Annotated in this window: 7 protein-coding genes and 1 pseudogene; 3 read left to right on the forward strand and 5 right to left on the reverse strand. The window is 65.9% G+C overall.

The window, feature by feature from the left end; genetic code table 11:
* Window positions 1–5: 5 nt before the first annotated feature.
* The 3 genes from IAE41_RS01035 to IAE41_RS22685 all read right to left on the reverse strand — a co-directional run bounded on the left by IAE41_RS01035 (window position 6) and on the right by IAE41_RS22685 (window position 3,230).
* On the reverse strand, window positions 6–1,433 hold the full coding sequence (locus IAE41_RS01035; protein ID WP_200731668.1) for a basic amino acid/polyamine antiporter: 1,428 nt from the start codon (window positions 1,431–1,433) through the stop codon (window positions 6–8).
* A 110-nt stretch (window positions 1,434–1,543) separates the two neighbouring features.
* Window positions 1,544–2,191 carry a response regulator transcription factor gene (locus tag IAE41_RS01040; protein ID WP_200731669.1) on the reverse strand — a complete coding sequence of 216 codons (648 nt, stop codon included), beginning with the start codon at window positions 2,189–2,191 and terminating at the stop codon, window positions 1,544–1,546.
* Between the two features lie 121 nt (window positions 2,192–2,312).
* Window positions 2,313–3,230, reverse strand: a complete 918-nt coding sequence (locus IAE41_RS22685) for an AraC family transcriptional regulator (protein ID WP_200731670.1) — start codon at window positions 3,228–3,230, stop codon at window positions 2,313–2,315.
* 50 nt (window positions 3,231–3,280) lie between these two features.
* On the opposite strand from IAE41_RS22685, the gene IAE41_RS01050 reads away from it, so the two are divergent.
* Window positions 3,281–5,044, forward strand: coding sequence for a histidine kinase (locus tag IAE41_RS01050; RefSeq protein ID WP_200731671.1), 1,764 nt, complete (start codon window positions 3,281–3,283; stop codon window positions 5,042–5,044).
* A 13-nt stretch (window positions 5,045–5,057) separates the two neighbouring features.
* On the opposite strand, the pseudogene IAE41_RS01055 reads toward IAE41_RS01050, so the two are convergent.
* Window positions 5,058–5,249: pseudogene (locus IAE41_RS01055) on the reverse strand (response regulator); the annotation flags it as partial.
* A 129-nt stretch (window positions 5,250–5,378) separates the two neighbouring features.
* On the opposite strand from IAE41_RS01055, the gene IAE41_RS01060 reads away from it, so the two are divergent.
* A complete protein-coding gene (locus tag IAE41_RS01060; protein ID WP_200731672.1) occupies window positions 5,379–7,016 on the forward strand; it encodes a fatty acid--CoA ligase in 1,638 nt (545 codons plus the stop codon).
* 156 nt (window positions 7,017–7,172) lie between these two features.
* On the forward strand, window positions 7,173–9,359 hold the full coding sequence (locus IAE41_RS01065) for a TonB-dependent receptor (RefSeq protein ID WP_200731673.1): 2,187 nt from the start codon (window positions 7,173–7,175) through the stop codon (window positions 9,357–9,359).
* A 121-nt stretch (window positions 9,360–9,480) separates the two neighbouring features.
* Here IAE41_RS01065 and IAE41_RS01070 read toward each other — a convergent pair whose 3' ends face one another.
* On the reverse strand, window positions 9,481–11,850 hold the full coding sequence (locus IAE41_RS01070) for a TonB-dependent hemoglobin/transferrin/lactoferrin family receptor (RefSeq protein WP_234458200.1): 2,370 nt from the start codon (window positions 11,848–11,850) through the stop codon (window positions 9,481–9,483).
* Window positions 11,851–11,932: the final 82 nt, after the last annotated feature.

Raw genomic sequence — 11,932 nt, forward strand, 5'->3', positions numbered from 1 at the left:
TGCGCTCAGATCTCGATGTACCCGGTCGCGATCCAGTAGACGCCCACGAGGGCGGCGATGATGGCCAGCACCAGGATCGCGGCGTCGGAGGGCCGGGCGATGAATTTCTGCCCCTGCTCGCGCCGCGCCCACAGATACAGCAGGCTGCCCGGCGCATACAGCACGGCCGAAAGCACGATGTACTTGATGCCGCCGGCCCAGAGCAGGAAGGCGGTGTAGATGGTGGCGGCCACGCAGAGGAACAGGTCGCGCCCCCTGTCCTGCGGCCAGACGTCATAGGTTTCCCCTTTGCGCGTCAGCTGCAGCCCGTAGGCGGCCACCAGGAAGAACGGAATAAGGGACATCGCGCTGGTCAGGTTCAGCATCAGGCTGAAGGCATCGCGCGACCAGTAGGTGCTGATGACGATCAGCTGGATGATGATGTTGGTGGCCCACAGGGCCGCCGAAGGCACGCCGTTGGCGTTTTCACGGGCGAACACCTTGGGCATGTCCCGGGTGCGCGCGGCTGCGGACAGCACTTCGGCGCAGATCAGCGACCAGGTGAGGTAGGCGCCCAGTACCGATACCAGCAGGCCGACGCTGACGAAGATCGCGCCCCATTGCCCGACCACCGCCTCCAGCAGCGCGGCCATCGACGGCTGGCGCATCGCGGCGATGTCTGCACGCGGCACCACCGCATACGGCAGCAGGGTCACCAGCACCATCAGCGTGGTCACCACCAGGAAGCCGGTAATGGTCGCCGAGCCGACATCGCGTCGGTCCTTGGCATAGCGCGAATAGACGCTGGCCCCCTCGATGCCGAGGAACACGAACACGGTCACCAGCATGGTCGCGCGGACCTGGGCGAAGATGCCGCCCTCCAGGTCACCGCCGTAGAAGTTGAGAGTGAACATCTCCGTACGGAACGCGAAGACCATGATGGCCAGGAAGACCAGGATGGGAATGACCTTGGCAATGGTCACGATCTTGTTGATGGCCGCTGCCTGCTGCACGCCGCGCAGGATCATGAAATGGAACAGCCAGATGCCGATCGACGCGACCAGGATGGCCACCACGGTATTGCCATCGCCGAACACCGGGAAGAACGCACCGAGCGTGGACTTGATCAGCACCCAGTAGGACACGTTGCCGATGCAGCTGCCGATCCAGTAGCCAAACGCCGAGAGGAAGCCGGGATAGTCGCCGAACCCTTCCTTGGCGTAGGCAAACACGCCCGCATCGAGGTCGGGCTTGCGTTCGGCCAGCAGCTGGAACACGCGCGCCAGCGTGTACATGCCGAGGCCGGCGATAAGCCAGGCCACCACCGCGCCCAGTGGCCCGGTGGCGCCGGCAAACGTGCGTGGAAGGGAGAAGATGCCCGCACCGATCATTCCGCCGACCACCATGGCGGTGAGCTGGGTGCGTGTCATCTTGATCAGGTGGGAGGAAGACATGGCAAACGCTCCACCGGCTGGCAAGGTCAGTGGGCGCATAGTGGCCCATTCCCCTTCGCTGCGCCTCAGTACTTCTACCGGTTATGCCGCGTCTTCTGCGCTGGCCATCACTAAAAGTGACGCGTCGCGCTTTCCACCAGCCCAAGCTCGTGTGCGCGGCGCACCAGCTCGATGGTGCCGTGCACGCCGAAGGCCTGCATCAACGCATACTTGTGCGATTCCACCGTGCGCACCGAGATGCCCAGCGAATAGGCGATCTGCTTTGAGCGCAGGCCCAGCGCGACCTGGCCGAGAATCTGCCGCTGCTTGTCGGTGAGCGGTGGCGTGCGGCACGACCCGCCTGCGATCACCGGTGCCGCCAGCGCCGGGCTCACGTAATGGCGGCCGTTGATCACGTCCTCCACAGCGCGCAGCAGCTCTTCGCCGGCCGCGGATTTCAGTACGTAGCCCATCGCACCCGCGCGCAGCGCATCCCTGGCCAGCCACGGATCGGCGTGCATGGTGAGGAAGATGAAAGGCACCTGCAGCCCCGTGGCGTACAACTGGCGCATCGCATCCAGGCCGTTGGCGTGCTGCATGCTGATATCGGAGATGACCAGCGCGAAGCTGCCGGACTGCACCTGCTGCAGCAGCCGCTCAGCGGAATCGACGCGTACCACCGGGTGGCCCGCTGTACGCAACAGGCTCTCCACTCCTTCGGCGACGAGCACGTGGTCGTCCGCAACAAGTATCCGCGTTTGCGCTTGGGGGCTGGACATCGTGGCTCCGCACAGAGCTTCCGTTCCGCGTTACGCGGGCGCGCCATTCGTGCTCGATCATTGGTGCCAACTCGTGAAGGAGGTGTCAGTTCGGCGGCTGCAGGCGCCTGCTTCGGTAGATTTACTTAGCCCCTGCCCGGCGTGCCCTGGCCGCGGCCAGCGTCTCCACGGGCAACTCCTCGAACAGATGCCGGTAGTCAGCGGAGAAGCGCCCCAGGTGGCTGAAGCCCAGCTCCATGGCCACGCCGGTGACACCGTCGGCAGGCGCGCCAGTGGCCAGTCGGCGGCGCGCTTCATTCAACCGCGCCAGCTTGTACCAGCGGCACGGGCCCATGCCATGGACCTGCTTGAACAGCCGCTCAAGCTGCCGGGGTTGTGTATCCAGCCCACTGCACAACGCCTCCAGTTTCATGCCCTCGGCCAGGCTCTCCTCCATCATCCGCTCGGCCTGGGCCAGCGCACGCAGGCGGCGCTGCAACAGCTCGTTGACGTGGAAGGGCTCGGCCGTGCACTCCACCACGGCGTCGACGAAGGCATCGATCAGGTACTGTTCGACCGTGGCAAAGGCGGACTGCTGCGCCGTTTCGTCCCAGCGGGATGCACTGTCGAGGACGGAAAGAATGCGCTCGCACAGCAACAGGCAGCGCTGGGTAGGCGGTGCCAGCAACTGCCAGCCGATCCGTGGCAACCGTGGTTCGACGCCCAGGCGCTGCTGCGCCGTGCGCATCAACAGTTCGCGCTCGATGCGCAGCACGCACCAGCGCCAGTGCGCAGGAATGGAGACGTCCACCGCGTACTGCTCGGCAAACACCATCAGGCGGCCGCGCTCGACTATGTGGCCGCTGGCCCACAGTGGCTGATCGCAACTGACGGCCATCGCGATCGTCATCACATCGCGATCGAATTCCCCACGCGCCAGCACCGGCAGCGAGTACACCCCGCAATCCAGGCTGCACCGCTGCAGGCTCAACCGCTCCACCCGCGCGGTAAAACCGCCGCCGGCCAGCAGGCGCTGGTCGAAACAGCTGTGATGGACCACGCCCCGCAATATCTCTGGATCAAAACCACTCAGCGTGAAGGCGCTGAAACGTGAGACTGAGGCACAGGTTTCCATCTGCAACACCTGTAGATGTCGGGAAATGGATAGCGCAGCTTGAATGGTGTCTTAACATCATCGGCGGTCCAACACAACCGGACTCCATGAGCGAGTTCATCGACCCTGTGCGTCCGGCCTCCCCCGCTCCCCCACGCCTGGACGCTGGTGCGCTGACCCAAGGCAAGGCAGACCCCGGGTCGGCCGTGCTGCTGCCGGCCGTGCTTATTGCCGTGTCCGCCGCGCTTGGGCAGCTGGCCACGATGGACGTCTGGCATGCCTCCTCCAGCCCGCAAGGCCTCTGCCTGCTGGGTGCAATGTTCCTGTGCGTGCTGCTGTCCACCCATGGCACGCGCGCCATCGTCTGGTCCAGTGCCGTCTGGGTCGGCGGCATTTCGGCGCAGATTGCGACGGACGTCGCGTTTCCCGCGTATCTGCCGCTGCACATCGCCTACTGCCTGCTGCTGCTCCCCGCTGCCCGCTACCTGGCCCTGCCCGCACGCGGCGCCAACCCATTGCAGAGCTCGGCATGGGTGCTGCGCTTCGTGGTGTGTTGCGGGCTGGTGCTGCCGCTGCTGATCGCCACGCTGTACTGGACGGTGGGTGGCGCGCTGGGCCTGCCGCCATGGCAGACCTACTGGCACTCCAACTTTCTCGCGCAGGCGCTGGGCTTCCTGTTGTTCGTTCCCATCCATGTCGGCCTCACGCATCGCGGCACGGGGGCCGGCCCGCGCCTGTCGCTGAGCCAGGTTGCGCCGCTGGCCATCTTCATCGCGCTGGCGGCAACCGCGTGGGCCAATCTCAGTTCCAGTGCCGCGCTCGCGCACACGCTGCTGGTGGTCAGCCTGCTGTGCACCTTGCTGGTGGTGCTGTTCCTGTGCGGTGCCGGCACCGCGTTCCTCTCGCTGCTGATGCTCACGCTGGGCTGCCTGCAGGTGAATTTCGCAGAAGGCGAGGCCACCACGCCATGGGAAGGCAGCACCGCAGTGACCGTCATCCAGATCGGCGCGCTGGTGGCGGTGATGGGCCTGCTGATGATGGTGGTGATTTCCGAGCAGTGGCGGCACCTGCGCACCACGCTCGAAGAGGCCGATGCGCGCATGGCGGTGATGGCCGGGCAGCTCATCAAGGTGCAGGAGGAAGAGCGCACGCGCATTGCCCGCGATCTGCACGATGACATCAACCAGTCCATCGCTGCAGTGTCCATCCAGCTGAGCAGCGTCAGGCGGCAATTGCCGGGGCCGTACCAGGACAGCCTTTCAGTGCTGCAGTGGAAACTGACCGATGTTTCCGAGCGCGTACGGCAGATCTCGCACGATCTGCATCCCAGTATCCTGCATTTCAGCACCCTCGCCTCTGCTTTGGAGAGCCTGTGCCAATCGCACTCCGGGCCGCCACGGGTGACCTTTGTTGGCTGTGCCGAAACCGAGGACGACCTGACGCGGGAGCAGAAGATCAACCTCTTCCGCATCGCCCAGGAAGCGCTGCATAACGTGGTGCGTCACGCCCAGGCGGAGTCGGCCACCATTTCATTCAGCACCGACGCGCATCTGGCGGTACTGCGCATCTGCGATGACGGCGTTGGGTTGCCCCGGCAGGCACGGCGCTCGCGTGGGCCCGGGCTGGGGGTGATCACGATGGAGGAGCGTACGCGGTTGCTGCGGGGCGTGCTGGTGCTGGGGGAGGCGCCGGAGGGAGGGACGTGCGTGGAGGTACGGATACCGCTGGAGGAAAGTGTTTTTCTGGGGATTGAGGAGTGAGATTTCCAGTGGCGGCCAGGCCGTGGTTGCCCGGCATGTGCAGGTCCAGCAGCATCAGGTCGATCGACTGGCGTTCGAGGGTCTCCAGCACGCCGTCCAGCGAATCCGCCTCGCTGATCTGCAGGTCGGCGACGGCCTCTTCCGTCGCGCGATGCAGTGCGGCGCGGAACAAGGGATGGTCGTCGGCGATCAGCAGGGTTGGCATGTTCAAGCCAGATTAGCAAAACATCCGCAGCCGGGCACGGGTACCTAGGTACGCTGGTGCGTGCGTGCCGGGTTGCTAGTGTGGCTGCATGAAGAACGGCCGCCGATGCGCCGCCCACAAGGACCGTCCATGCCCTCCACCACCGCTGCACCCGATGCACATGCCTACCCGCTGCTGATCAAGCAGCTGCTGCTCACCCCGTTGGCGGTGAACCCGGGGCAGGAAATCGTCTACGGCGACAATGTACGCTTCGACTACCGCACCCTGCAGACGCGCATCGGCCAGCTGGCGGGCCTGCTGGCCTCGCTGGGGGTGAAGCCCGGTGACACCGTGGCGGTGATGGACTGGGACAGCAACCGCTACCTGGAGGCCTACTTCGCGGTGCCGATGATCGGCGCGGTGCTGATGATGGTGAACATCCGCCTGGCACCTGAGCAGATCGCCTATACCCTCAACCACAGCGGCGCGCGGGTGATCCTGGCCAACCGCGAGTTCCTGCCGGTGCTGGACGGCATCGAGGAACACCTGCCCGACCTGCGCACGCGCATCCTGCTGGATGATGCCGGCGGCGAGCTGCCGGCGGGTTTCGTGACCGAGTACGAGGCTGGACTGCGCGACGCCACTGCTGTTACCGCGTTCCCGGATTTCGACGAGAACACGCGTGCGACGATGTTCTACACCACCGGCACCACCGGCCTGCCCAAGGGCGTGTACTTCAGCCACCGCCAGCTGGTGTTGCACTCGCTGGCCGCGATGGCCGCGCTGGGCAGTGCCGCCAGCCAGGGCCGGATGCACCGGGGTGATGTCTACATGCCGATCACCCCGATGTTCCATGTGCATGCCTGGGGCGTGCCCTACGTGGCGACGCTGATGGGCATCAAGCAGGTCTATCCCGGCCGCTACCTGCCCGGCAACCTGCTGGCACTGATCGCCCGCGAAAAGGTGACCTTCTCGCACTGCGTGCCCACCATCCTGCACATGCTGCTGGAACATCCCAGTGCGGCGCAGACCGATCTGAGCCACTGGAAAGTCATCATCGGCGGCGCGGCACTGCCGCGGGCACTGGCACAGCGTGCGCTGGCGCTGGGCGTCGATATCTTCGGCGGTTACGGCATGTCCGAGACCTGCCCGTTGTTGACCCTGGCACAGGTCGACGTTGATGCGCTGGACGATGCTGGCGAGGCGCTGTCGCTGCGCACCAAGGCGGGCATTCCGGTGCCGCTGGTCGATCTGCGAATCGTCGATCCGGACCTGCAGGACGTGGCCCACGACGGCGTCGCCACCGGCGAGGTCGTGGTGCGTGCGCCCTGGCTGACCCAGGGCTACCTGCACAACCCCGATGCATCGGCGGCACTGTGGACGGGCGGCTACCTGCACACCGGCGACATCGGCAACATCGATGAGGGGGGTTACCTGCGGGTGACCGACCGCATCAAGGATGTGATCAAGACGGGTGGCGAGTGGATCTCCTCGCTCGCGCTGGAAGACATCATCGCCCTGCACCCGGCAGTGAACGAGGTGGCCGTGATCGGGATCGCCGACACGAAATGGGGCGAGCGTCCCCTGCCGCTGGTGGTGCGCCATGCAGGCAGTGAAGTGAACGAAGCGGAGATCATCGAGCTGATCGCTGCGCGCAGCCGTGCCGGGGACCTGTCGCGATATGCGATTCCCGAGCGGGTGGCGTTCGTGGATTCGCTGGAACGTACCAGCGTGGGCAAGATCAACAAGAAGAAGCTGCGGGGCATGCATGACCCGAGCATCGTTTGATGCTGTGGTAGACGCCAACCCTGGTTGGCAAGGACAGGTGGTCCCGCCATGAATCCTGCTCATGGCTGCTGCAACAACTTCCCGCTGCTGCGCGCGGGTCGGGGTCGATAGAGTTGCTCGTGCAGGACGCCCCTCGACCCCTGAAGGAATGGAAGCGTGCAAACCCACCCCACTGCCCCGCCACGGCGGACCCTGGCCGCGAGCCTGGCACTGGGCATCAGCCTGTTGGCCGGCACCGGACACGCCCAGCCTGCTGAACCGCCTGCTCGGGAGACCCGCGCGACCGACCTGCAGGCGGTCAAGGTCACCGGTCCCTCTGCGGCGGTCCTGCGCCGCGACGACCCCACCCTGCGCGTCAGCATCGGCCGCGAGGACATCCTGCGCCACCACGATGATCGGCTCGGCAGCGTGCTGCGCCGCCTTCCCGGCGTCACGGTCACTGCCGATGGCATCCGCATGCGCGGCCTGGGTGGCGACTACGTGCAGATCCTGATCGATGGTGACCCGGCGCCCGCAGGGTTCTCGATCGATTCGATCTCGCCGGAGCTGGTCGAGCGCATCGAGATCCTGCCGACGGCGGTCGCCGAGTACAGCACGCGGTCGATTGCCGGCACCATCAACATCGTACTGCGCCGCACGGGGGAGGCGCGCCAGCGCACGCTCAAGCTCGGTGCGGCGCAACTGGGCGGCGGCATCGCGCCCGCGGCCACCGTGCTTCTGTCAGGCAAGCAACAGGGCCTGGCGTGGTCGGTGAGCGGTGCGGCGTCGGCTCCGAAGGAGCGCCGCGCTGCGACGATCGATGACCAGGCCAGCGACGCCCTGGGGGCGGTGCTGTACCAGCGCCGTACGCGCGAGCGCTATGACGGCCAGACCAGCACCTTCAATGTTGCGCCGAAGCTGACGTGGACGCTTGGCGAGCGCGACGAGGTCAGCTGGCAGAGCCTGCTGCAGTACAGGAAGGAAGCCTGGACCCGCGATCGCAACGAAGCCGTGCGTGAGGGAGGCCCCAGCGAGTACCCGCGCAACCGCTGGATCAACGACGCGCGCACGTGGACGGCCAAGTCCGATGGCCAATGGAAGCGCCGGATCGGTGATGACGATACGTTGGAGATGAAACTGGGGGTGATGCACTTCAGCCGTGACATTGACTTTGCCTTTCTCGGCTTTGCGCCCGCAGGCGACTTCGCACTGGACCGCAGCGTGCGCACGCGCGCAACCCACACGGCCTACTCCAGCACCGGCAAGTACATCAGCGGCGTCAGTGAACGGCATGATCTGGCCTTCGGCTGGGACGGCGGCTACACCGGGCGCAACGAGCATCGCGTGCAGCGCGACCAGTCCGCCGATGGGCGTCCGCTGGGTCTGATCGATGACGACTACCAGGCCGACATCCGCCGCCTCGCGCTGTTCGCCCAGGACCAGTGGCGGACCTCGCCACGCCTGCAGACCTACCTCGGCCTGCGCTGGGAGGGTCTGGAAACCGCGGTAGGAAGCCGCATCACGGGTACCCTGCACAACCGTTCGAGCGTGCTCAGCCCCATCGCACAGTGGGTGTTCAAGCCCTCGCTTTCCAGCAAGGACCAGTTCCGCCTGGGCCTGGCGCGCACGTTCAGCGCGCCGCAACCGTGGCAACTGCTGCCGCGCCGGTATTCGGTCAACAACAGCAATGGCCCGACCAACCCTGACCAGCAGGGCAACCCCGCGCTGCGCCCGGAAATCGCCTGGGGCCTGGATGCCAGCTACGAGCATTACATCGGCAAGGATGGGTTGGTCAGCCTCGGGGCGTATGCGCGCCGCATCGATGATGTGATCCTGCGCTTGCTGTACGTGCAGGACGGGCTGTGGACCACCACGCCCTACAACGCTGGCAGGGCACATACCCATGGGCTGACCCTCGATGCGCGCTTCGCACTGGCCGATCTGCTGCCGACCGAGGCCGATGTCCAGTTCACGGCGAACCTGACCCGCAACGTGTCACGCGTGGCGTCAGTGCCGGGGCCGGACAACCGGCTGGCCGACCAGACGCCGCTGAGCGGGAACGTGGGGCTGCACTGGCAGGCATCGAAGCGGTTCTCCAGCAGCGTGGACTACAGCTACAGTGGCGGCGGCACGAACCGTCTCAGCGCCGAGTGGACGCGGGCATCAACGCCCGAGCGGACGCTGGATGTTGCTGCCGACTGGAGGCTGGACGACGCCAGCCGGTTGAACCTGTCGCTGTCCAATGTACTGCAGCAGCGGCAGGGCTCGCGCACGTTGTATCGGGATGCAGATGGCGCGGCGTCGCGCTACACCGGCAGCGACAGCAGGATGGGAATCAAAGTCCAGTATGAGAGGACGTTGTAGATCCACACTGTGCGTGGATGGTCTCCGGCGGTTCATCCACGCGTGGCGTGGATCTACCAAGGCGGGTGCCATGCCCAGTAGATCCACGCCGTGCGTGGATGGCTTCCGACCCCTGCTCGGCTTACAGGAAGTCGTAGCTGAGGGTGAAGCGCACGTTGCGGCCCGGCTGCGACCAGCGGCCGATGCCATCAGGGCTGGTTGCCCCCTGGAAGATGGCCGTGCCGGCGCCGGCGGTACGCACGCGGTTCCACAGGTAGTACTCCTTGTTGAAGACGTTGTAGACACCGGCGGTCAGGTTGATCTTCGGGGTGATCGCGTAGCTGCCGAACACATCCAGCAGCGTGTACTCGCGGGCCTTGTAGGCGTAGACCGGCACCACTTCCACGCCGTAACTGCCGTTGGTGATGCTTCTGCCGTAATCCGAGGGATCCTTGCGCTGCTGGTGGGTGACGTTGGCGGTGACGCTCCAGCGTCGCGACGGTGCGTTGTAGGTCAGGCCACCCACCGCCTTGGCCGGGATGATGCTGGCCAGCGGTTCGCCGTCGTTGTCGGTGCCTTCGTTGTACGAATAGGCCACGCGGGCCAGCCAGTCATCGGCCAGCAGCCACATGCCCTCCGCTTCCACGCCCTTCACTTCCACGTTGCCGCGGTTGATCGGCATGGTGTAGGTGTAGCCGTTGGTGACCGTGGTGACGCCGCGGGTGGTGGTGCTGTACTGGGTGCCCGCATCGGCGACGAACTGCGCGGTGTCGATGAAGTTGCTGTACTTGTCACGGAACACCGAGACGCCCAGGCGCAGGCGGTCGCTCTGGTAGCGCCAGCCCAGTTCCAGGTTCAGGCTGCGCTCGGCATCCAGGTCCTGGTTGCTCTTGCCATCGGGCACGGTGACGGTCGCACCGTCGGACACGCGGGTCACTTCGGTGGTGGACGAGGTACCGTACATGTCATTCACGCCCGGCGCGCGGAAGCCACGGCCGCCCTGCACCCACAGCGACTGGGTGTCGGTGAACTTGAACTCGGCGCCGAGGTTCCAGGTGGGCGAGGAGAACTTCGAGACGCCGACGCTGCCGCCGCCATCTTCGTAGCCGGACTGGCCGTTGCCGCCGGCCGAGGTTTCCGGGGTGTACTTGTAACTGTCGTAGCGCAGGCCGCCGGTCAGGCTGAGGCGGTCGTCGAGCAGGCGCACGCGATCACGCACATAGGCGGTCAGGTCGGTCTCGCGGGTGTCCGGCCACAGCGACGGATCGGTGTCACGGGTGAACAGGCTGCCATCGTTGCCCCAGCGCGAATCCACAGAGTTCCAGTGGATCTTCGCCTGCTGCCAGGCTGCGCCGTACACGATGTCATGGCGCAGGCCGCCAGCCTCCACGCTCTTGTCGAAATCCAGGGCCACGCGATTGCGCTTCTGGGTATCCCAGCGGTCTTCCTGGCGCGAGCACGGGTCGGTGATCGAGCAGCGGGTGCCATAGGTCGCGGCGGTGCCGTTGGCGACCAGCACGTTGGTCTGGCCCTGGATGTAGTTCTTCTGGTGGTCGGCGGTGGCTTCCATGCTGTCGAACAGCGCGTTGCCCGCCCGCCAGGTGTACTTCAGGCCATAGCGGTCACGGTCGCTGCGGTCTTCGGCGCTGCGGAAGAAGTACGAGCCGGTGCCGTCGCTGCGGGTCCAGTTGTCGACATCGTTGGTGGCACGGGCCCGCTCATAGACCACGCCCAGGGTCTGGGTATCGGTGGCCAGGAAGTTGACCTTGAACAGCAGGTTGTCGCTTTCGCGGTCCGCCGGATCCGGCGTGCGGCGCCCCGGGCCCAGCCGGTCGAGGGTGGTGTCGTACCAGGATTCGGTCTCGTGGCCATCACGCTTGGTGTAGACCAGCAGCGATTCGAACCTGCCGGTGCGGTTGGCCAGCGTCAGCGAGCCCATGTTCTCGTCGCTGGACCCGGTGTAGCCGTACTTCACCGAGCCGAAGCTGTCGTTGCCATTGGCCTTGAGGAAGTCGGCCGGATCCTTGGTGGTGAACATCACCGCGCCGCTGAGTGCGCCGCTGCCGGCGGTGATGGCGTCGGCCCCCTTGATGATCTCTACCGTCTTGACGGCCTCCAGATCGACGCTGCCGCGACCGGAACGGAAGAATTCGTACGGCTGGTAGCTGCCCGGATCCATGCTCTGCGGGAAGCTGAGGCCATCCAGCGTGATCGACACGCGGTCGGCTTCCAGGCCCCGGATGTTGAAGCCGTTGAACCCGGCGCGCCCCAGGTCGACCATTTCCACGCCGGGCACGTAGCGGATGGCATCTTCCATGCTTTGCGCGCCCTGCTGCCGCAGGTTTTTTGCCGAAAGCGTGGTGACGTTCTGGTTGTCGGACTTCTTGCGCGTCTCGGTCACCTGGATGGTGTCGAGGGTGCTGTCGGCTTCAAGCGCGGCCGCGCGGGTGAGCGTGGGCATGGCAAGGCTGGTGGCGACGGCCAGGGCCAGCACCGAGGGTTTCATGTTCATCGGAGACTCCGCAGTTGTGGAAGGTGGTGGTGCCGCGGGCGGGTGGCGCCCGGGCGTTCCTGGCTGCGGAGCGCCAGAGTGC

The organism is Stenotrophomonas sp. S39 (assembly GCF_016624665.1).
Taxonomy (GTDB): domain Bacteria; phylum Pseudomonadota; class Gammaproteobacteria; order Xanthomonadales; family Xanthomonadaceae; genus Stenotrophomonas.

Excerpts from the sequence above, each read along its gene's own strand:
- IAE41_RS01035 (WP_200731668.1), bottom strand. The coding sequence starts at position 1,433 with ATGTCTTCCTCCCACCTGATCAAGATGACACGCACCCAGCTCACCGCC.
- IAE41_RS01040 (WP_200731669.1), bottom strand. The coding sequence starts at position 2,191 with ATGTCCAGCCCCCAAGCGCAAACGCGGATACTTGTTGCGGACGACCAC.
- IAE41_RS01060 (WP_200731672.1), top strand. The coding sequence starts at position 5,379 with ATGCCCTCCACCACCGCTGCACCCGATGCACATGCCTACCCGCTGCTG.
- IAE41_RS01070 (WP_234458200.1), bottom strand. The coding sequence starts at position 11,850 with ATGAACATGAAACCCTCGGTGCTGGCCCTGGCCGTCGCCACCAGCCTT.